Origin of the sequence: Neglectibacter sp. CSJ-5 (assembly GCF_032490475.1) — a bacterium.
Lineage (GTDB): Bacteria > Bacillota > Clostridia > Oscillospirales > Acutalibacteraceae > Hominenteromicrobium > Hominenteromicrobium mulieris.
This window is the reverse complement of the sequence record NZ_JAVYJC010000001.1, coordinates 91,214-111,350: the sequence shown is the minus strand read 5'-3', so window position 1 is coordinate 111,350 and position 20,137 is coordinate 91,214. Positions and strand designations below refer to the sequence as shown.

The window sequence follows — 20,137 nt, the reverse complement described above, 5'->3', positions numbered from 1 at the left end:
GTAATATATAATAATACTATATTATCATATACCCGGAGTCATGTCAACTTTCCCTCATACGCTTTCACAAGGGCTGCAGCTCATTCCATACCTACACGGCACAAAATTGCGATTAGCGGCGCAACTGCATCCCGATTTTTATTGGTATTCAAAGAAAAAAGTATCATTCACGAAACAAATATTGAGCAAAATCACGCAGACACATGCGCCAGACATTCCACTCGTGTTCACCGGGATACATTTTTTCTACATGCACCGAGTTTTCTGCAGGCGCAAGCCCCTTTTCTTCAAACAACGCACGATCCGCTTTGAATCGCTCGAGCGCAACAAGATCTTCGTCTCCGCAAGCACGGAAAAACACTCTAAAGGACTGCGTGAATTTTTCACGGTCATCTAACAATTGAATATAAGATTTTTCTGCACTTATTTTATTGAATGGACCGACAAATCCGCTGAATACGCCGGCATACCCGAACATATCCGGATGCTTCATGGTCACGATGCTGGTCTGCATGGATCCCATCGACAGACCCGCCATGGCACGGCTCCATTTATCCGTTCGCACACGGTAATGCGATTCGATGAACGGGATACAGTCCTCCAAAAGAAGTCGCTCAATCCTCGTCTGATCCAATACACGTACGCCGTTTTCATTCTTCTGCACCATACCGTTATTCATAACCACGATGCACGGCTCCGCTTTTCCGGCAGCAATCAGGTTATCCATAATAAAGTTCACGCGCCCCTGATGTACCCAGCACTGTTCATTTTCACCGTGACCATGCTGCAGATACAGCACCGGATATTCGCCGGAAGTCTCTTTCATATAACCGGCTGGCGTATAAACGAGGCAGCTCTTCATCGTTCCCGTCGCTGCAGAATAATAATATTCCTGCACGACCGAACCATGCGGAACATCTTTGCACAGGTAAAAGTCTTCTTCCAGCTGCGGAATATCCGCATAGTTTATGGGTCTTGAAGCGCCAAACCCGATAGGCGCCATAGGATTGAGCACCTCCGCGCCGTCTACACGGAATACGACCGGGCAGAATCCGCCGCAGCCGCCATCTGCAACCGTGCTCCAAACGCCGTCATCGCTTTTTTCCAATGTATAGATCTTACGGTGTACTTCTGCCGTAACGCTTTGTGCCCCCGGCGCCATAAAGTTCAGGCGCATTTTTCCGCCCTTTAACATCATAATGCCCGGCGGAATCAATCTGTCACTTTCCGGACTCAGTGATGTTCCTGCTTTATTACCGAGCGGAAGCTGCGGATCAAAGCTGACCGAGGTATCTGTGATTGCACAATTCAATGCAGCTGACGGATAAAAGCTTTCCTTTTCAAACATAAAATGTAGCCTCCTTATTATTCCCACATGCTTTTTAATTTGTGAACTTCAAAATCTATCCCGACACCCGGATCCAACAAGACCGGAAGTATCGAAATATTGGTCGGGTCCGGTACCGTCGCCAACGTTAGGTTAAACTTTCCGTCATCCGCGTAAAGTTCAACGGAGCAGCGGTCCGTCACAACGCGCAGCTCGAACGTATCGTCTTTCAACGCAAGCTTATATGCTCCCACCGGCAGCAAAAGGCGCTCGATCTTCGGATCATATACAATCAGCACGCCGCGCACGGAAAACGCAATCAGCTTATCCGGCTTTATACTGAATTTGAATGTCATATCCATCGCTTCACCGAGGTATTCTCGCGGGATACGTTCAAATTCCTCCAATCCGCGTCCGACAAACGAATAGCTGCATTCTCTCAAGACTTTCACCTCCGCAGCCGGCTTTACCGTGATCCTCGGTCCCTGCTCTGTTGAAACAAGCCGCAGTTCATTCGGTATACTCAAACAACTTGAAAACGGTCCCTGAGAAACGACTGTCCGGATCCACGAGATCTGAATCACGCGTCCGTTCGGCAAGTTCGCGAAAGTCTGCGCCGCATATCCGCCCGTTGAGCGCGCCTCCAGGCTGTATGCTGAATCAATCCGATGCGTGGGACCTTCAATCACGTCCGTTTCGGGAACAAAATGACGCCCCTCGAAATGACCGATCATATAGTTATCCGTAGAGCCCCAAAGCACCCATTTTCTCTGCGTCATATCGTTGTCGATCGGTAAATTGAACAGATCCGGGCATTCTGCGCTCCCCCGTATCCTGATCGTTTCTCCCTGTTCCCAATGCAGCAGATTATCCGAATAGAGGAACATATAGCGATCATTGTCCAAAAAGATCACCATGACCCAGTTTTGGTTCTGCTCGTCCCACACAACCTTCGGATCGCGGTTCATATATGCGATATGCTGCACGATCGGGTTCTGCGCGTATTTTTCAAAGTGCATCCCGCCATCTGTGCTGACTGCCGCGGCGATTTCAAAGTATTTTCCCCTGCTCCAGCGCGATTTACTGCCCGCAGGTGTATAGAACAGAAAAACCGGCGGTATCCCGTCTTTTCCCAGTCCGGAGGTATTTTGCAGATCTACCGCACCGCTGCCGGAATACATACGCCCTGTTTCATCCGGAAGCAGCGCATACGGCAGCTCTTGCCAGTGCATAAGATCCGAACTTACCATGTGCATCCAATGCGTATTGCCAACACCAAGACCGTACGGATTCAGCTGTGCAAAACAATGATACTTACCGTTCAAATAAAACAGACCGTTCGGGTCATTCATAAATCCATGCATCGGCGTAATATGCGCAAGGGGACGCATCGGTTCCCTGTAAAGCGTATCCGCATCTTTCAGCGTATCCGAAACCTCTAAAAGCTCGATAAGTGATTCGTCTCCGCCTTCAAGGCGCAATTCCAATGTTTCACCCGCATACCGTTCCAAATACAGGCAGGACCAGCAACGCGGTGAAGCATCCAAGCACACTTCATATTCTTCCACAAGGCTCCCGTTTTGATAGATACTCAAATACTGTATAGACTCTGCCGGTATCGTCCAACCTTTCACATTCCCAACCGGGATCAACAGATATTTTTTGTCTGCCGTTATTGTTTTTTGCCGCATAGCCGCCCCTTTCATATCAACCATATTTGTACTGATTGCACGATTTGCGCAATTAGTACGCAAACGCTTTCCTTACTTGTAATCTTAACAATATCATACCATTTTGTCAACATTTAATCTCAACTTTGGAATCCCTGTCAAATTATCCCGTAAAGGATTATGCAGTTTTAATACGAAGCTGTTTATAAACTATAAAAAGGAAAGGCTCCCTACCGCAAAATATCATTAAATCATGCAGTATTGTTCCGCCTAAGAATTTTGCTATTATCCTATCTTTTCGGCAAGACAAAGCTCCCCTCTGCAGAATTAAAATGGCGGCGAATTGCGCGCGGCGTAAACGCGGCCCTGCATCTTCACGGGAATGTGGGTGCGGAACAGCACGTCTAAGTTGGCGTTCATCAGCGGAATGGGCAGCCAGCCGAGCACCGCGCCCACGCACCACACACAGAGCGCATCGGTGCTGAGCAAAACGAGCACGCCGACGGTACTGAGCGCCGAGCCGCTTTACTCATACGCCCAAATGACGAGCGCAAAGCTTGTCATAGAGCTGCCGAGCGCGGAAAACGTCTGCGTGGACCACAGGCGCAGAAACGGGCCTAATGCCGTGCGCGCGGGTTTATCCCAAAGCTTCGGGGAAAATTTGAATGCAGAAAACTTTTTTTGAAATTTTTAAAATGAAATTGCATGAGACTTTGCTCCTTCTTAACAAAAATAAAAAATTCGTGTTAAAAATGCAAAGTCTGCGGGCGGCTAAGCGCTCCATGCGGACCCGCCCGGGGTCAGACTTTGCATGGAGCTTTTACACTGCAAAGCTGCATATTTTTTCCTTCTTTCTCAAAAATTGCCGTATAATAAGGTCAATTTTAAAATAGCATGAATTACCGGGTTTATCAAGTTGCAAAGTGTATTTGCATCGCGGACAAATTGCGTATATCCTGTGAACAATTTAAGCATTTAAAGCGTAAGCAGCGCAATAAACTTTACATTTTTTTAGATAATACTTGATAAAACGCCCTTTTCATGTTATTCTGTATACAGGAAGAAACGCGGAAATATGTCCGCGAGATAAAAACACTTTTTACTTGAACCGTCAGTTTTATAAGGAGGAGACCTTTTATGATGCTCAATGAAACCTATACAAAAAATATACAGCCGAGAGACCCGGAAAGAATTCGTTCCGATATCGAGACCCCCTGCGCAACGGTTTATAACCAAGGCGTAACACCGGTTTTGTATGATAACGCTGTGCAGGCTTCCTCCAGACCCGGCCGCGCCGTGGAATATCTGCCGGAAAACACTATTGCGCTTTCCGTTTCCGAGTGCGTGATGATGTTCCTCATCCAGCTCGTTCCGGTTTTGGGACTTATCATGGCTGCCGTTTGGAGCTTCTCCCCGAACTCCGGCATCAATAAGCGCACCATTTCCCGTGCTTTGCTCATCGTGCAGTGCATCGTGCTTGCCGTCGTGTGCGTCTTCTGGTGCATCAGCTACGGCTTTCATGGGTAATATTTGACAAGTCAACACGCCGCCGACAGTGGATTTTGCCGATCCTCTGCCGACGGCTTTTATTTTGCTTGATTTTGCGGGGACGTTTGTTATAATTGTGGAAAAGGAGGCGTTTTTATGCGCGTGTTTCGTGTGCTTTGGCCACTCATCTCATTGCCGATGATGCTCTCGTTCTGTTACATCTATAATGCCACGCGCTTGTTCGGCAGCACGATGTGGCGCTCAGCCGCAAAGTGCGGCGCAACGTTCGTAGCGGTCATCACGGTGGTGCTCGGCATCGTGTTGTTTAATCGCCCGGCGAACGCGTGGCTGCTCGCTTTGGCGCTTTTATTCTGCTGCATCGCGGATTTTGTCATCGAGCGCGATTTTCGCTTCGGCGTGATCTCGTTCGGACTCGCGCACCTTGTGCTTATCGGGTATATTGCACAGCTCGGCGGGTTTCGGTGGGGCACGGTCGTTGCGGCTTTGATTATTTACGGCATCATTGCGCTGATTTTCCGGCAATATCTGCATTCGCTCGGCTCTATGTTGCTCCCGATGGTGCTGTATCCGCTCGTGCTTTCGTTCATGACAGCTATGGCGGGCACGTTGCCGTTTGCTGTCTCGCCGCAGTGGATACTGTTCGCGTTGGGTGCAGCGGCGTTCTGCATTTCGGACTTGTTCGTTGCGCGGGATTTCATCTGCGGCATTACGGGCACACAGAAAAACGGTGCGCTGATCCTATATTACCTCGCCGTGTACGCGATGGCGTCGATACAACTTTATTTGTAAAACTCTTTTGGGGGAATTTAAATGGAACCAATTTTGAAAAGTATACTGGAAAATAAAACGGAAAACTACCTGCTGCCATTTTTCTGGCAGCACGACGGGCACGACGCGGAGATTCCCGCACGCGTGCAGAAGATCTATGAGAGCGGCTGCCGCGCATTTTGTGTGGAATCGCGCCCGTATGAACACTTCTGCGAGGACGCGTGGTGGAAGACGATGGACATTATTTTGGCGGAAGCCGAAAAGCGCGGCATGCGCGTGTGGATTCTCGACGATAAGCATTTCCCGACGGGCTACGCAAACGGTATTTTAGAGCACGAAGACCTGAACCTGCGTCGAAAATTCCTGCGGGAATCGCATGTGGACGTGATGGGGCCCATGGCGGAAGCGTCCGTCTTGGCGCCAATGCACACGCCGGAGGAAAAGCTCGTTTCCGCCGTGCTGTTCCGCCGCACGGGCAAAGATGAAGAGCTGACCGGCGAACCGATTGAGCTTGACGTGCAGCCGGAGGATAAATTCGCATATTTCAGTGTGCCCGAGGGACTTTACCGCGTATTTTTCGTGTTTGAGACGTTCAGCGGCGAAGAAAACAAAAAGTACTATATCGACATGCTCTCAAAAGAATCGGTGCACAAGCTCATTGAAGCCGTGTACGAGCCGCATTACGACCACTATGCAAAGTATTTCGGCAACACGCTCGCGGGATTTTTCTCCGATGAGCCGGGCTTTGACGCGCCGCATTTCGGCATGACGGGGTACGACACCGGTATCTATAACCGTTCGGTCGGTCAGCCCGGCGTGATGCTGCCGTGGCGCGACGCGGCCGCCGTGCACATGGCAAAAGACGGCATCGGCGAGCCGACGCTCTATCTGCCGATTTTGTGGTATGCACATGACGAGCTGACCGCGGAAATTCGCCTTGCGTACATGGACGCCGTGACGTTGCTTTGGAAAGAGAATTTCTCCTATCAGCTCGGCGATTGGTGCCGTTCGCACGGTGTGCAATACATTGGGCATTTGATTGAAGACATGAACGCGCACGCGCGTCTTGGGTGCAGTGCGGGACATTACTTCCGCGGGCTCGACGGGCAGGACATGAGTGGCATAGACATTGTGCTGCACCAGGTAATGCCCGGAATGGCCGACTACAAAACGGCGGCGCTCGTCTCGGGCGGCATGGTGGACGGCGAATTCTTCCACTACGTTTTGGGGCAGCTTGCGGCTTCGCACGCGCGGCAAAATCCGAACATGAACGGCCGCGCCATGTGTGAGGTGTTCGGCGCATACGGTTGGGCAGAAGGCGCGAACGTCATGAAATGGTTGATGGACTTCCTGCTTGTGCGCGGCGTAAACCACTTTGTGCCGCACGCATTTGACGATTTCTTCCCCGACCGCGACTGTCCGCCGCACTTTGGCGCAGACGGCAACGACCCGCAGTTTGCGGGCTTCACGCAGCTGATGCACTACGTGAACCGCGCGGCGCACTATCTGTACGGCACAGAGATGGAAGCCTCCGGCGCAATTTTATACCACGCGGAAGCGGAGTGGATGGACAAATCAAGCGCCATGCTGACGCAAAAGCCTGCAAAAGCGTGCTATGACGCGCAGATTTCCTACGACATCGTGCCGTTCGATTATCTGGAGACGGCGGAAAAGAACAACGGACGCTTTGGACGCGGGTACAAATACCTTATCGTGCCGGCGTGCAGAAAGCTGCCGGAGCGCTTTGCAAAAATCTGCGAAGCGCTCAAAAACGCAGGCGTGCCGGTATTCTTTGTCGATTACGCACCGGACTGCGTGAATATCAGTGAAAACGAGATCGTGCCGCTTCAAAAGCTTGCAGCGCACGTCAAGGGAAGCGGCCTCGCGCACGAATACAACGTAAAGGAGCACCTGCTGCGCATTGCGAAGTTCACGCGCGGCGAAGCGACAAGCTTCTTTGTTTTCAACGAAGCGCCGAACGCGGTACAGGAGACGCTTTCGCTGCCCGTCAGCGGCAAATACATCGCGGCGGATCTGTTAAACGGTGTCTATACGCGTGGCGAGACGGCAGACGGCACAGTCGAGCTCGCACTTGAAGCGGGGCAATCGGTGATCCTCATTTTCGGCAGCGCTACGGAAGATGAATGGGCAGGCTTTCCGGATAAATCCGAGGGTCTGAACAGGACGGAGATTGAGACGCTGTGGGACATTGACCTGCGTGAGACGGGCAAGGAGACGGAATTCAAGCCGTTCCGTAAAAGCTCGAAGCTTTTTAACATCACGGGCAAAAACGGTGAAACGGAGTTTTCCGGCGAAATGCGGTATAAGACAAAACTCAACATAAACGATGCGGCACACGTAGAGCTTGAATTTGAAAATGTCGGCGTAACGGCACGGCTGTTCGTAAACGGCAAGGACATGGGGCAGCGCATCTGCCGCCCATACCGCTGGGATATTACGGAAGCCGTAAAAGCGGGCGAAAACGACGTAGAAGTGTTCGTCTGCAACACGCTTGCACAGCGTATGCAGGATTTCTTTTCGACGTATATGACACTGCCCGCGAGCGGCATCACGGGAAAAGTGCGGCTTTTTGTGCAATAAGTTAAATTTAAACGCCCCCGCATTCTCGTTAACACACGAGAGTGCGGGGGTCATTTTTTACAGGCAATCGTGCACGGACACACGCCAGTATTCCACTTCAAAGGTCGGCGCAAAACCGAAAGAGCGGTATAAATTTAAGGCGGGCGGGTTTTCGGAATCGACGTCGAGCTCGATGCCTTTGCCCGCGTTTTTGGCTTCGGTCAGCGCCGCGCGCATGAGGAGTTTGCCGTAGCCCCTGCCGCGCTCACTGGCTTTTACCGCCACGCCGCAGAGGGACAACGTTTCGTCCGTTTTTTCCCCCGCGAGGTCAAACACGCCGATGGGCTCACCGTTTACATACAGCACATACGCCGTGCGATTTTCGGCGAGGAGCATCTCTTTTGCGGCTTCAAAATTTTTATATTTACGCAGGGAAACGGACAGATAGTCCGCGAGCGTCTCCCCCGTCACGCACTTTACGGTTATGTTTTCCGGCAGTGGGAAAACCGCCGGCTCGCGCGTCATGCGATATTCCGTGTGGCTGTGGACGGCGTTCGGAAAGTGCTTTTTGAGGTACGCCTTTCCCGTTTCGCTTTGCGGCTCGAGGTCAAACAAAAAATCAGGCACGCCGTGCACCTGCATTTCCTTTGCGGCGGCGTGCAAAAGTGCCGTGAATTGCCCGCAATTTCGCGCGGATTGCTTCGTGAACGCCGTTACCTCGGCCTCCTCCTGCGTCGGCAGAAACAGTGACAAAAATGCAGTGAGCGCATCGTTTTCACGACCGAGATAAAAGCACGGTACGGTACGGTCAAAGTGGCTTTCCGTTTGCAGCCAGACCGTATTCTTTAGATTTTCGCCGCTGTATACTTCATTTTGCAGCGCGAGAATTTCTGCACGCTCCGGCTCTGTAAGTGCGGCACAGGCTTTAACCTCTAAACTCATTTGCGCTTAATCACTCTGCCGAAATGGTCAAGCTCGCGCGGTTTTTCCATGGGCAGCTCACAGTAGACCTTGCGCGCGAGGAAGAAGACCGCCACGGCGTACACAACGAGCAGCACCTCCAAAAGATAGACGGAGGTAAGCACGTTCGTCTGATACAGCGCTGCGAGGAAGCCAACAGCCGCGTGCAGCAGGATGCTGACGGGGTACAGCCAGAATTTCTGCGAACGCACCACGCCGAACATCAAAACGGAAAGTTCAATTTGCAGTGCGAACACCGCGGCGCGCTCCACGCAGTTCATCACGCCGGCAAGAGGGCTGATGGCATTGATCTCCGCGATGGTCTCAAGGACGATCTGGTACTCCGAGTTCGCATACTGCGCGGCAAACGCCTCTGCGCCCATGTTATTGAACGAGATGGACATCATGAGCGTAGAGAGCACCGTGAGACCCAGCACCATGATGCACTCGAGCCCGCCGAAGCCGATGCCGAACGTAACCGCGTTTTCGCGGCCCACGCTGTCCTTCAGCATCGTTCTATACACGAGGAAGCGTGCGGTCTCCTCCAGAATGCCGGCCGAAAGACCGCCGTACACGGCGTAAAGCCACGGGTGGCCGAGCAGGAACGTGGAAACGGCGGAGCTGCCCGTGCCGAGCACAGCGGCATTGATGAGCTGCTCCAGCACCATGCCGAACACAAAGTAGGCTGCCGCGCCGATCCACGCCGGGCGGAGCTCTGTGCCCTCCTTCTTTTTCCAGATGACAAGGGCAAGGATGGGCAGCGCAAGCGAAAACAGCAGCTCTGCTGCAAACGTGATGATGATACTGACAGATATGGTATCGGCCATAGTGGTATCTCCTTTTTGCGAAATGGATTTCTTATAAATGAAAACGCCGAACCGCCGGAAGGCAAAAAAATCCTCCGGCGGTGTTAATTTACGGGATAGAATCAGCGGAACAGCGTGCACACGCCGCTTTCGCGGTAATAGCGGATGCGCTTTTCAATTTCCTCTTTCGGGCACTTGAAATAATCCGCAAGGCACTGTATGCACAAAAAGTCCTCCGCGCCGCGGTAGACGAGCTTGCGGTAAATGGCGATATCGTCATCGTGGAGCGGTGCGCCGCAGGTGCGGCAGGTTTTGTAGTTTGCCATTATTTCAGCTTCACGGGCTTTGCAATGAACACCATGGTGTCATGCGGCTCCACCTGCGCCACGTAGCGCTCGGCGAACTTGCCCTCATCCTGCTTTGTGTAGCAGTTGTAGAAGGAGAGGCCGATGTTCTCCGCATAAGAGATGCCCATATCCCAGAATTGCAGGGACATTTCACTCTTTTTATCGCCGAAGTTTACGAAGCAGATGGCAAGAGAACCGTCGGAAAGGGGCTTTACGAGCGCCATGACGTTCTCCGGGTTGTTCCACTGGCGGATGCAGTACGGCGCGCGGCACTCGATATCCTGGTTGATGCGGATGAGGTCTTCGTTGCCGAGCGTTTCAAGCGTTACATCGGTCATATTGCGCACGTCGCAGCCGATCATCAGCGGGGAGCCCATGATGGCCCACAGTGCGAAGTGCGAGCGGTATTCGAGGTCGGAGCAGGAGCCGATGTTGCCGATGAACTCGTTGTTGCTGGAGCCGTGCATACCGACGATGAGCATGTCAATGTCGTTGTGGCAGTACGGGCCGCTGAACGCCGTCTTATCGAGCTGAGAGAGGAACAGGTTCTTTACGGATTCCCAGTTATCCTGAATGTCGCCCGTGGAGCGGAATAGCTGTGCACCGGAGCTTCTGATCCAGCTGTGCACGTCTTCGTTGCCCCAGTTGCAGGCGGAAAGCACAATGTCTCTGCCGCAGTTGCGCAGCGCAAGGGACATGCGCTTATAGAGCACTTCGCCGTCCATGTGCTTCGGTTTATAGCAGTTGTCGTACTTAAGGTAATCGACACCCCAGGATGCAAACGTCTCGGCATCTACGAACTCATGCTCAAAGCTGCCCGGGTAGCCCGCGCAGGTGTGCGTGCCGCAGCAGGAGTACATGCCGAACTTGAGGCCCTTCGAGTGCACATAGTCCGCCACAGCCTTCATGCCGTGCGGAAACTTCTCCGGATCCGGCACAAGGCGGCCGTTTTCGTCGCGCTGCTTGAGACTCCAGCAATCGTCGATGACGACGTACTCATAGCCTTTATCTTTAAGGCCGCTTGCGCACAGAGCGTCTGCTGCGCCGCACACGAGGTCTTCGTTGATGTTCCATGTAAAGGTGTTCCATGAATTCCAACCCATTGGAGGGGTCATGGCAAGATATTTGTTCTGCATACATTCTTTCCTTTCGCTCTAAACCAAACTGTCTTACTGCACTTCGTTCAGCTCACCCACAGCATCTTTCAAAAGCTCGATGCACTTTTCCGCAGAGGATTTTGCAAACGTCTCAAAATCGACGCTGCCCTCGTCGTTCGCGTTATCGGAGATGGCACGCAGACCGCAGAACGGCGTTTTATTCACCGCGCACACCTGTGCCACAGCGCCGGTCTCCATCTCGCAGGAGATTGCGCCGAACTCGGTTTTCAGCTGCAAACAGAAGGCGGGATCCGCCACAAAACGGTCGCCGGTCGCAATGACGCCCGTGTGCACGCCGTTGTAAATCTTCTCGGCATACTTTTCGAGCACCGCGTTGTGCTTTGCGCTCGTCGGCAGCTTTACAACGCCCTCACTGCCGATCATTACAAAGCCTTTCGGCTCGCCGATGGCGGTGGTGTCGTAATCGTACTGCACGGTGTGGGACGCAACGACCATATTGCCGATCTTCACGCCCTCGCCGATGCCGCCCGCAACGCCCGTGTTGATGATGACGGACGGCGCGTAGTTGAGGATCATCGCCGCCGTGCACATGGCCGCATTCACTTTGCCCACGCCGCATTTTGCGGCGACGACGTCCGTGCCGTTCAGCTTGCCCGTGTGGAACGTAACGCCGCACAGCGTTTCCGTTTTATGGTCTGTCAGCGCCGCGGTGATGCCCGCGACCTCAATCTCCATCGCTCCGATAATACCGATCATGTAAGAAATCCTCTCTTTCGGGGCTGCTTTCAAAGCGCCCCCATTATACCGCATAAAGCCCGCGCAGTCGATTTTCATTTGTTGCGCGTTCCTATTATTTTGTTGTTTATTTGTTGCTTTTACTTAAAGCGCTTGCCGAGCTTTTCCTTCATAAAGGTGCGGAACGCATCGGCATCACCCTGCTTAAAGCCGTCCTTGCGGATAAAGTACGTATTGCCCTCGCCGAAATACATATAGAAATATTCATTCGTCTCATACATACGGCTGATCTGGAAATACGGGTGCAGGTTAGAAGCCTGTAAACCCGTGATGCGGAAGTCGCCGTCGTAGAAATAGTACGCGGCGCGGCGGCTGCGCAGCTTACCGTAGGAGCGCATAAGCACCTTTGCTGTGTTGGTGGAAGCCGTCGCAAGCTTATAAAGGCTGTAAATCGCAAAGCCGATAAGCAGTAGCATGACCCACCAGTTGCTGTCGAAATTGCCGAGCTGCCACACGACGTACAGCGCGATGACGCTTAAAATCACGGTGAACACCGGCATGAAAATTTGCAAGTGATACGCCTGATAGTTCGCGAACGTCTTGATTGCCGCGTCGTCGTGGTCGGTCTCGTTTACAAAACGCAACGCGCCCGTACCGACGGATTCATCGTCCTGCTTCGAGCGGCGGTATTCCGCAAGGCGGTCCGCCGTCTCTTTTCTAAGCTGCTTTTCACGCTTGTTACGGCTGTGCGCCGTCACAAAGTAAACAACGAGCAGAACAATGAGCACGCCCACTGCGCCGAGCGTCACAGCGCTCTGTCTGCTCAAACCGTTTTCAATCGTAGGTGCTTCCGCAAAGGCAGAGATGACGGCGGAATCGACCACGGCGCGCATGAATGCGTCCGTCTCCTCCGAGATTTCTTTCGTATCGCCGAAGAGGTCAAACGAAACAATCTTGCCGTCGTACAGCGTACCATAGAGGCGCTCGTACACGGGGCCCTCCTCCTTGATATTCTCCGCACAGATGTCGATCATAAAGAACGGAATCTGCTCGTGGTCGTACCACGTGATGGTGCCGGTCGTGCTGCCGTCCATGGAAGACGGCTCCATGTATTTCAAAAAGTCCTTCTTGCCCTTTTCATCCAGATTATTGAGATTAAAAACGGAGTTCGCGTAATTGGAAGCTTTCGCCGCTACGGCTATGGTATCGCCGTTTGCCGCAATAATCTCCGCCGTGGTCCCGTTTTTCTGCATTTCCTTGATCTTCTCGCTCGCGTCCAAAATGCCCGCCTTGCTCCACGCGGCATCGCCCGCCGGGGTGTCGACGGAAAGCACCGTCGCGCCCTCGGGGATTGTGACGGTCATGTTCGTGTCCGGGATCGTGTATGTGTTCGATGATGCGCTGTCCGCCAAAGCCGGCAGACAAAAAACAACTGCCAGCATGAAAACTGCCAGCAGACAGCCTATAAAGCGCATGCTTTTTCTTTGATTTGTCATGTATGCGTCCTTTCTGCGTACACGGTGCGTACGCATCACAGTAATTATTGTCATTGTACCACACTTTCACGAAAATTTATACCGTTTTTTGCGTTTTTTCGCGCGAATTTACAAATTGTCCAAAAAAGGCGTTTGACAGGCAGCTGAAGCGGCGGTAGAATGGAGACACAACCATCGGAAAATTTTGAAAGGACAGTCACTATGAAAATCGCCGTGATCACAGGCGCTTCCTCAGGACTCGGCATCGAGTTTTTACGCGCCGCTGTCACCCTTTGCCCGGAGATCGACACCTATTGGCTCATCGCTCGCCGCGAAGACCGCTTGGAAGCTTTAAAGCCGCAGTTCCCGGAAAAAAATCTGCGCCCCATCGCGCTCGATCTCACCGACTCCGCCGCATTAAAACAATTTAACGCTTTGCTTGAACGCGAAAAGCCGGAAATTTCACTGCTCATCAATAATGCGGGCTTTGGCAAGCTGTGCGATTTTGCGACAAGCGACGTCGAAAGCCAGACCGCGATGATCGATTTGAACTGCCGCGCACTGACCGCCGTCACGCGGTACAGCCTGCCGTATATGAAAACGGGCGGGCTTATCCTGAACATCTCGTCCATCGCGTCGTTTGCGCCCACGCCGCGCATGGCAGTGTATTGCTCCACAAAGGCGTACGTGCAAAGCTTCTCCCGCGCGCTGCGCGAAGAATTAAAGCCCAAAAAGATCAACGTCCTTGCCGTGTGCCCCGGCCCGATGATTACGGAGTTCTGGCAGGTTGCCGACCGTCCCGCGCATAAAAGCCGCACGCTCGACATGCTGCCACACCAGTCGCCCGCAAAAATGGCGACCTGCGCCCTGAAAGCCGGATTAAAGGGCAAAAGCGCCTGCACCATGGGCGGATTTTATAAGTTCTACCGCTTCTTAGCGCATATCCTGCCAAAATCGCTTTTGATGAAGTGGACGAAGTGCTGAGCATACCTCTTTGTCGGTTAAAAATTCAGCTGAACTCCGCGAACGCTAAAACACTTTTCCGTCTTTATAGATTTTTCGGCATAGAAAAGGCCCTCTGCTGCAAAGGAACCGCAGCAGAGGGCTTCCGTTTTATTCAGCTTCAAGCACAATTACAGCAGGATAACGCCCTTTTCGGCACAGACGCGGCGGGTCTCCTCGTCCCAGAGGGAAGCTTGCACCTCGCCGATATGTACTTTGCCGAGCAGAAGCATACAAAGGCGCGACTGCCCGATGCCGCCGCCGATGGTGAGCGGCAGCTCGCCGTTTAAAAGCATTTTGTGGAACGGCAGCTCTGCGCGCGCTTCGCAGCCCGCAATTTTAAGCTGCACCGCAAGCGAATTTTCGTCCACGCGGATGCCCATGCTGCTGATTTCCAGCGCCATGCCAAGCGGCTCGTGCCAGAACAGCAGGTCGCCGTTCATGCTCCAGTCATCGTAGTCCGGCGCGCGGCCGTCGTGCGGCTTGCCGCTTTTGAGCACGCCGCCGATCTGCTCGATGAATACCGTGCGGTGCTCGCGCACGATGACGTTCTCGCGCTGCTTCGGGGTGAGGTCAGGGTAGCGGTCCTCAAGCTCCTGCGCCGTGATGAAATACACGTCGCGGCAAAGCTCGGTGGAAAGGCCGGAGAACTGCCACTTTAATTCGTCCAGCGTGCCGCAGATGGCGCTGACGATGCGGCGCACCGTGTCTTCCAGATACGCCATGTTGCGCGTGTCACGATCGATGACCTTCTCCCAGTCCCACTGGTCCACATAGATGGAGTGAAGATTGTCGAGCTCCTCGTCGCGGCGAATGGCGTTCATGTCCGCCACAAGGCCGTTGCCCACGTAAAAGCCGTAATCATGCAGCGCAAGGCGCTTCCACTTTGCAAGGGAATGCACCACCTGCGCGTTGCCGCCGACTGCCGGAATGTCAAACTCGACCGGGCGCTCCACACCGTTTAAGTCGTCATTCAGACCCGTGGAAGGGTCGACGAACAGCGGCGCGGTGACGCGCTTTAGATGCAGCGCCGCACAAATTTTGACGAGAAATACGTTCTTGATCAGACCGATTGCCTTCTGCGTCTCGTAAAGGCCAAGGCTCGGCGTGTAATTTTCGGGAATCTTCACCATCTATAAAACCCCATTTCAAAACAATCTTTCCCCTATTGTAGCGCACGGAAAAAGATTTGTAAAGATTTTTCGCAGCCTGCGGTAACCATGGTTAAAAGTTTCGCCCGCCTTTTCAAAGGCGGCGGGTTCTTAGGGCAGCGTCCTAAGTCGCCATTCGCAAATGGCGAAATCTTTTTGCATTCAAAAAATCAGGACGGGAACTTTAACAGTCCGGTGGACTGTTAAAGTGTGGGAGACCCAATTAGGGGGTCTCCCAATGAACTTGCAGCGCAAGTTCATAAAAGCTAAACGGTAGCACAAAAACGCCCAAAAAATCGAAGCCTTTTAGAAAGAACCCGCTTCCATCCCCGCAACCTCCCGGTTATACGCCGCCATACAGCGGATGACATATACCCGCGCGGCTATGCTGCACAGGCTGCCCGGAATGAGGATCCACGCGTTCAACACGAAAAGCGCAATCATCGCGGCGACATCACAGAAAATCAAAAATCCCTGCAAAGCGAGCGCGTATCCCGGCAGCTTTTTCGGCAGCACGCCCACCTGTATCGCGCGCTGCAGGCTCGTCCACACGCCGAGCATTTTGATGCTGTACAAAAGCAACAGAACGCTCAACACCAAACCGACCACAAAAGCAATACCCACTATCAAAATAGCGATATTGTCCGGCAAGCCGGTGTAATTTGTCACGTTCGGGGCGCCACTCGATGCGAGGAGCACCAAAAGACCGATGAGCAGCAACATCCCGCAAAAAATACCGCACCCGACGATCCGGAGAATTTCCGTCACTTTAAACAGCGTGACGCCCGCTGTGCTCATGAACGGCGTGTCCGTCTTCTTCGCGGAGGCGTACAGCAGCCAAAGCCCGATAAGCACCAGAATATTTTGAACTGGCACAATGTTTACGTTAAACTCTACGTTGAAATTCGTGCCTATGGGCGCGCGTTCCAGCAGATACGCTTGATTTTGCAGCACCGTGAACACCTCAATCACCGATGAGACCGCCGACACGACCATCTGCACCGTAAAAAGCAGCGCGCACATGAAAAACAGCTTTGACGACGCAAACCGTTTTAACATCCCATGTACCGGCGTGACCGGACGCACGGGCAGCTGCGCGTAATACTGCGGCGGCGCCTGAAAATTCTGCGGCGGCTGCGTGTTGAAATTCCCGTTCTGCGCCCCGCAAATGCAAGGCGAACCGTCCTCCGGGAGCTTCCTCCCGCAATTCGTGCAATACATAACCGAATCTCCTTTTAAACACGTCTAAACTTTCGCTTTATCGGCGATTTTATTAAATTTAACGGTGCAGGCGGCAAATAAAGCGCTCAACGCCGCTTTGCATATGAGCGGTAAAAACACCCATAACTTGCCGATATCGTCGATTTTAAAAGTCGGAACCATAACCACGACCACAACGAGCATCACCGGCACGATCAGCTTCGCGCAAAGTAAATACATACAAGTCGCAAAGCGCGGGATCGTCCGCAGCGCGCCGTCCCCGCGCACGGCTTTTTCCGAGTTGTGCAGCGACCGCACCATCATAAAACAGCAAACGGCTGATAACGCACTTACGATGCCGCCGATAAACATAATGCCGTATCCTAAATATCCGAAAAGGTAATCGACTATATCTGCGGTCGGGCTCGGCCCTGTGGTGATCTCATATACGATAAGTTCGACTATGATACCAAACAGCGCAGCTGCCGTCACAGCAAATGCTACCGTGCGGCAAAGCAGAGCGACCTTCATCGTCTTAAAACCCGCACCGCAAAGCTTCCGTTTTTTGGCGCCAATATACAGAAGCCAAAAGACTGCCGCCGTTACTGTGCCGAATATACCCGAAAGCACCGCCGACAATACAGGATACGCAGGTATCCCCGTGTAACCTTTTCCCGTAAAGATTATCTGAAACGCCCACGAAGTAAACGTCACGGCACCGCCGTATACATCGCCGAATCCGTTCATACCGCTGACGATCACCGAAATAACGGCGTTCAGTGTGACCAATACCGCACACATGAAGAACAGCGGCGAAGAAAGCATGTCCCGCAAAATTTCCTCCGCGCGCTTTTCCTGCTGCTCTGCCGGCTCCGCTTTAGTGATATATGTTGTATTTTCCACCATACTTTCATCTCCCCTAAAAGCAAAACCCACTCCCGCGCAGCGGAACTACACCGTCCCGCCGCGGCCGGGAGCGGGTCGCGTTCACTTATTTTGTTTTATCGAGCCATGCCTGCGTTCTTCAGCATCTTATTAAACTGCAGAACAAGCAGACCGTAAAGCACGTTGAGCGCAACGCTCGTCAGGCCGAGCGGAACACGGATCCAGCCGTACAGCACCGCATCGCCGAAAACAGAGAAGAACGACACCGCCGCCGAAATGAAGCAGATGACCGCCACAAACATGGAAGCCTTATTCGGAACCATGCCCGTCAGCATCGCGTTCTTCGCGCTGTTCAGCATCTTTATGACCTTTGCTTCGTAAATGATCTCAAAAATGAGCACAACAAAGCCGAAGATGCAGGCCGCAATGAGAAAGACAAAGATAACGCTCATCATCTCATCCATGTAGCCGTAGTCATTGCCGGCAAGGGCAACACCGAAGATCACGGCAAGAACAACGCACAGCACCTCCGCAAGGCTCATCACAACAAGGCTGATGATGCTGAACACCTTCATGATGGTGAGGCCGGCCGTTTTTGCCGCCGGAATACTCGGGTTTTTCGCAGATATGTACGTGATCCAGTACGCGGCAGCCATTAAGCCGCCTGTAATAAGCATACCGATGACCGTACCGACTGTGGTGCCGCCCTGAGTATACGAAAGCGCACCATAAATGTCGCCCGGCGAAATGATTACCTGCATTTCATACGGCAGGTTGCTGTAAATCTGATTTACAATATACGCCGGATCCTGCGGGAACAGGCTTGCGATGATCCGAAACAGCAAATTCGCCGAAAAGAGAATCGCCGTAATAAGGAACAGCGGAGACGCGAAAAAGCTTTTCAGCACACCGTGCACGGGTGTAATCGGTCGCTGCACCGGGTATTGCACCGGCGGCTGCGCGTAATACTGCGGCGGCATCTGAAAATTCTGCGTGGGTGCGCCGTAGTTTTGCTGCGGCGGCACCGGCTGTGTGTACGTCTGCTGCTCGGGCTGTGCGGGCTGTCGCCGGCAAACGCACGGCGAGCCGTCTTCGGGGAGCTTTCTTCCGCAATTTGTGCAATACATATTTTCTTTCCTTTCTGTTCTTCCCTAATTCTATCCTCATGCCCCGCCGTCAAGGCCGCACGGCAAAGGCAAAAGCATCAGTGGTAGACCGCGACAATCTCGAGGTTCTCATCGAGCACAACAAGGTCTGCGCGCTTGCCGGGTGCAAGGCTGCCGATCTCGTTTTCCATGCCGATCTCCTTCGCCGGGGTCAACGTCATGGCGCGCACGGCGGTCTCCAGCGGAATGCCCCAGGAAACGAGATTCTTGAGTTCCGCGTGCAGGTTTGTAACAGAGCCTGCAATGGTGCCGTCCGGCAATGTCGCCTTGCCGTCCTTTACGGTGACCATATTCACACCCAGCATGCCTTGGCCGCCGTCTTCCACGCCGCTCAAACGCATCGCGTCGCTGATGACGCACACGCGCTCCGGCATGAGCTTAAACGTCGTGCGCACCACAGCCGGGTGAATGTGGATGCCGTCACAGATGAGCTCACCGCAGACGTTTTCGTTGTCGAACACCGCGCCCACGACACCCGGTGCACGGTGTGCAAGGCCGGACATCGCGTTATACAGGTGCGTCGCATGGGTTACGCCCTTTTTGAACGCGTCCACCGCGCCGTCGTAACCCGTTGCGGTGTGCGCAATGGAAACGGTGCAGAGCTTCGAGGCTTTCTCGACAAAATCGCCGCGCACGTCGCACTCGGGCGCAATGTCCACAAGCTTGATGATGCCGCCGCAGGAATCGTAATACTTCTTAAACACGTCGTAATCCGGCGCCTGGATGAACTCGTCGCCTTGCGCGCCCTTTTTCTTCGGCGAGATGAACGGGCCCTCAAGGTTCACGCCGACAATCTTCGCGCCTTCCTTGTCGTCCATGCAGGAGCGAATCGTCTCAAGCGCTTTCAAGATCTCCGCATCGGAAACGGTCATCGTGGTCGGGCAGAAGGACGTGACACCCTTCGTCAGCAGGAACTTCGCCATATTGCGCAGACCCTCTACGTCGCCGTCGCTGGAATCTGCACCCGCGCCGCCGTGCACGTGAACGTCCACAAAGCCCGGCACAATGGTGTAGCCCGCGCAGTCCACAACGAGGTCTTCCTCTTTGTACGGCAAAGAATCCTCAAGGCGCACGATCTTGCCGTCTTCGATCTCGATATCCGCCTTGCGCAGGCAGAATTTGCCGTCCAGTACGTTTGCGTTGATCAGAAACATGTTAAAAACTCCTCTCCGCTGCGGCAAAACCACAGTTTTCTTTTCAATACATTTATACGTTTACAGCAGGCTCAGCAAAACGAGCAGCGTCACGCCCGGCACGCCAAGCACAGCGGATACCGCCACGCTGAGCCGGCTGACGGGAATATACACGCCGGTGTACGGCGCCGTAAAATACAAAACCGCCAGCGCCAGAACGCCCAACATTGCCGAGCCGATGAGCCTTTTGATTCCCCGCATACGCTCTCCCCCATTTTTATCCTGTCGGAAAAGCTTATGATGCA

The 20,137-nt window shown here is 53.2% G+C and carries 18 protein-coding genes and 1 pseudogene; 4 read left to right on the top strand and 15 right to left on the bottom strand.

Translation table 11 applies throughout. From position 1 onward, the window contains the following. Positions 1 to 163: 163 nt before the first annotated feature. The 3 genes and pseudogenes from R2K26_RS00500 to R2K26_RS00490 all read right to left on the bottom strand — a co-directional run. A complete protein-coding gene (locus R2K26_RS00500; protein WP_316518065.1) occupies positions 164 to 1,348 on the bottom strand; it encodes an alpha/beta hydrolase-fold protein in 1,185 nt (394 codons plus the stop codon). 17 nt (positions 1,349 to 1,365) lie between these two features. After that, positions 1,366 to 3,018, bottom strand: a complete 1,653-nt coding sequence (locus R2K26_RS00495) for a glycoside hydrolase family 32 protein (RefSeq protein WP_316518062.1) — start codon at positions 3,016 to 3,018, stop codon at positions 1,366 to 1,368. A gap of 309 nt (positions 3,019 to 3,327) precedes the next feature. Continuing rightward, positions 3,328 to 3,462: pseudogene (locus R2K26_RS00490) on the bottom strand (MFS transporter); the annotation flags it as partial. 672 nt (positions 3,463 to 4,134) lie between these two features. On the opposite strand from R2K26_RS00490, the gene R2K26_RS00485 reads away from it, so the two are divergent. The 3 genes from R2K26_RS00485 to R2K26_RS00475 all read left to right on the top strand — a co-directional run bounded on the left by R2K26_RS00485 (position 4,135) and on the right by R2K26_RS00475 (position 7,875). Continuing rightward, positions 4,135 to 4,524 carry a hypothetical protein gene (locus R2K26_RS00485; RefSeq protein WP_316518059.1) on the top strand — a complete coding sequence of 130 codons (390 nt, stop codon included), beginning with the start codon at positions 4,135 to 4,137 and terminating at the stop codon, positions 4,522 to 4,524. Between the two features lie 117 nt (positions 4,525 to 4,641). Further along, positions 4,642 to 5,295, top strand: a complete 654-nt coding sequence (locus R2K26_RS00480) for a lysoplasmalogenase family protein (protein WP_316518058.1) — start codon at positions 4,642 to 4,644, stop codon at positions 5,293 to 5,295. 21 nt (positions 5,296 to 5,316) lie between these two features. Further along, on the top strand, positions 5,317 to 7,875 hold the full coding sequence (locus R2K26_RS00475) for a hypothetical protein (protein ID WP_316518056.1): 2,559 nt from the start codon (positions 5,317 to 5,319) through the stop codon (positions 7,873 to 7,875). A gap of 57 nt (positions 7,876 to 7,932) precedes the next feature. Here R2K26_RS00475 and R2K26_RS00470 read toward each other — a convergent pair whose 3' ends face one another. The 6 genes from R2K26_RS00470 to R2K26_RS00445 all read right to left on the bottom strand — a co-directional run bounded on the left by R2K26_RS00470 (position 7,933) and on the right by R2K26_RS00445 (position 13,316). Next, the gene (locus R2K26_RS00470; RefSeq protein WP_316518055.1) at positions 7,933 to 8,796 is read right to left on the bottom strand and encodes a GNAT family N-acetyltransferase; all 864 of its coding nucleotides are present in this window, start codon (positions 8,794 to 8,796) and stop codon (positions 7,933 to 7,935) included. Then, positions 8,793 to 9,641, bottom strand: a complete 849-nt coding sequence (locus R2K26_RS00465; protein WP_316518052.1) for a YhfC family glutamic-type intramembrane protease — start codon at positions 9,639 to 9,641, stop codon at positions 8,793 to 8,795. The genes R2K26_RS00470 and R2K26_RS00465 overlap by 4 nt, the downstream gene beginning before the upstream one ends. 101 nt (positions 9,642 to 9,742) lie before the next feature. Then, positions 9,743 to 9,946, bottom strand: a complete 204-nt coding sequence (locus R2K26_RS00460; RefSeq protein ID WP_308449887.1) for a hypothetical protein — start codon at positions 9,944 to 9,946, stop codon at positions 9,743 to 9,745. After that, complete coding sequence (locus tag R2K26_RS00455; protein ID WP_316518048.1) at positions 9,946 to 11,103, bottom strand: glycoside hydrolase family 27 protein; 1,158 nt, start codon at positions 11,101 to 11,103, stop codon at positions 9,946 to 9,948. Before R2K26_RS00455 ends, R2K26_RS00460 begins: the two co-directional genes overlap by 1 nt. Positions 11,104 to 11,136: 33 nt before the next feature. Then, the gene (locus R2K26_RS00450; protein ID WP_316518045.1) at positions 11,137 to 11,841 is read right to left on the bottom strand and encodes a 5'-methylthioadenosine/adenosylhomocysteine nucleosidase; all 705 of its coding nucleotides are present in this window, start codon (positions 11,839 to 11,841) and stop codon (positions 11,137 to 11,139) included. Positions 11,842 to 11,960: 119 nt separating this feature from the next. Then, on the bottom strand, positions 11,961 to 13,316 hold the full coding sequence (locus R2K26_RS00445; RefSeq protein WP_316518043.1) for a YcxB family protein: 1,356 nt from the start codon (positions 13,314 to 13,316) through the stop codon (positions 11,961 to 11,963). Positions 13,317 to 13,517: 201 nt separating this feature from the next. On the opposite strand from R2K26_RS00445, the gene R2K26_RS00440 reads away from it, so the two are divergent. Next, the gene (locus tag R2K26_RS00440; protein ID WP_316518040.1) at positions 13,518 to 14,279 is read left to right on the top strand and encodes an SDR family NAD(P)-dependent oxidoreductase; all 762 of its coding nucleotides are present in this window, start codon (positions 13,518 to 13,520) and stop codon (positions 14,277 to 14,279) included. Positions 14,280 to 14,428: 149 nt separating this feature from the next. On the opposite strand, the gene asnA is transcribed toward R2K26_RS00440, so the two are convergent. From asnA to R2K26_RS00410, 6 genes are all read right to left on the bottom strand, one after another. Beyond that, a complete protein-coding gene (gene asnA / locus R2K26_RS00435; RefSeq protein ID WP_316518037.1) occupies positions 14,429 to 15,430 on the bottom strand; it encodes an aspartate--ammonia ligase in 1,002 nt (333 codons plus the stop codon). 324 nt (positions 15,431 to 15,754) lie between these two features. Further along, a complete protein-coding gene (locus tag R2K26_RS00430) occupies positions 15,755 to 16,669 on the bottom strand; it encodes a hypothetical protein (RefSeq protein ID WP_316518035.1) in 915 nt (304 codons plus the stop codon). 24 nt (positions 16,670 to 16,693) lie between these two features. Further along, entirely contained in the window at positions 16,694 to 17,554 is an 861-nt protein-coding gene (locus tag R2K26_RS00425; protein ID WP_316518032.1) for a hypothetical protein, read from the bottom strand. A 95-nt stretch (positions 17,555 to 17,649) separates the two neighbouring features. Beyond that, the gene (locus R2K26_RS00420) at positions 17,650 to 18,660 is read right to left on the bottom strand and encodes a hypothetical protein (RefSeq protein WP_316518030.1); all 1,011 of its coding nucleotides are present in this window, start codon (positions 18,658 to 18,660) and stop codon (positions 17,650 to 17,652) included. A 77-nt stretch (positions 18,661 to 18,737) separates the two neighbouring features. Further along, entirely contained in the window at positions 18,738 to 19,853 is a 1,116-nt protein-coding gene (gene nagA, locus R2K26_RS00415; protein WP_316518027.1) for an N-acetylglucosamine-6-phosphate deacetylase, read from the bottom strand. 60 nt (positions 19,854 to 19,913) lie between these two features. After that, positions 19,914 to 20,093 (bottom strand): pro-sigmaK processing inhibitor BofA family protein, encoded by a 180-nt coding sequence (locus tag R2K26_RS00410; RefSeq protein WP_308449893.1) that lies wholly within the window; start codon positions 20,091 to 20,093, stop codon positions 19,914 to 19,916. Between the last annotated feature and the right edge of the window lie 44 nt (positions 20,094 to 20,137).

Bases quoted from the DNA above. Each gene is read 5' to 3' on its own strand.
- R2K26_RS00500 (WP_316518065.1), bottom strand. From the start codon at position 1,348: ATGTTTGAAAAGGAAAGCTTTTATCCGTCAGCTGCATTGAATTGTGCA.
- R2K26_RS00495 (WP_316518062.1), bottom strand. From the start codon at position 3,018: ATGCGGCAAAAAACAATAACGGCAGACAAAAAATATCTGTTGATCCCG.
- R2K26_RS00485 (WP_316518059.1), top strand. From the start codon at position 4,135: ATGATGCTCAATGAAACCTATACAAAAAATATACAGCCGAGAGACCCG.
- R2K26_RS00480 (WP_316518058.1), top strand. From the start codon at position 4,642: ATGCGCGTGTTTCGTGTGCTTTGGCCACTCATCTCATTGCCGATGATG.
- R2K26_RS00475 (WP_316518056.1), top strand. From the start codon at position 5,317: ATGGAACCAATTTTGAAAAGTATACTGGAAAATAAAACGGAAAACTAC.
- R2K26_RS00470 (WP_316518055.1), bottom strand. From the start codon at position 8,796: ATGAGTTTAGAGGTTAAAGCCTGTGCCGCACTTACAGAGCCGGAGCGT.
- R2K26_RS00465 (WP_316518052.1), bottom strand. From the start codon at position 9,641: ATGGCCGATACCATATCTGTCAGTATCATCATCACGTTTGCAGCAGAG.
- R2K26_RS00460 (WP_308449887.1), bottom strand. From the start codon at position 9,946: ATGGCAAACTACAAAACCTGCCGCACCTGCGGCGCACCGCTCCACGAT.
- R2K26_RS00455 (WP_316518048.1), bottom strand. From the start codon at position 11,103: ATGCAGAACAAATATCTTGCCATGACCCCTCCAATGGGTTGGAATTCA.
- R2K26_RS00450 (WP_316518045.1), bottom strand. From the start codon at position 11,841: ATGATCGGTATTATCGGAGCGATGGAGATTGAGGTCGCGGGCATCACC.
- R2K26_RS00445 (WP_316518043.1), bottom strand. From the start codon at position 13,316: ATGACAAATCAAAGAAAAAGCATGCGCTTTATAGGCTGTCTGCTGGCA.
- R2K26_RS00440 (WP_316518040.1), top strand. From the start codon at position 13,518: ATGAAAATCGCCGTGATCACAGGCGCTTCCTCAGGACTCGGCATCGAG.
- asnA (WP_316518037.1), bottom strand. From the start codon at position 15,430: ATGGTGAAGATTCCCGAAAATTACACGCCGAGCCTTGGCCTTTACGAG.
- R2K26_RS00430 (WP_316518035.1), bottom strand. From the start codon at position 16,669: ATGTATTGCACGAATTGCGGGAGGAAGCTCCCGGAGGACGGTTCGCCT.
- R2K26_RS00425 (WP_316518032.1), bottom strand. From the start codon at position 17,554: ATGGTGGAAAATACAACATATATCACTAAAGCGGAGCCGGCAGAGCAG.
- R2K26_RS00420 (WP_316518030.1), bottom strand. From the start codon at position 18,660: ATGTATTGCACAAATTGCGGAAGAAAGCTCCCCGAAGACGGCTCGCCG.
- nagA (WP_316518027.1), bottom strand. From the start codon at position 19,853: ATGTTTCTGATCAACGCAAACGTACTGGACGGCAAATTCTGCCTGCGC.
- R2K26_RS00410 (WP_308449893.1), bottom strand. From the start codon at position 20,093: ATGCGGGGAATCAAAAGGCTCATCGGCTCGGCAATGTTGGGCGTTCTG.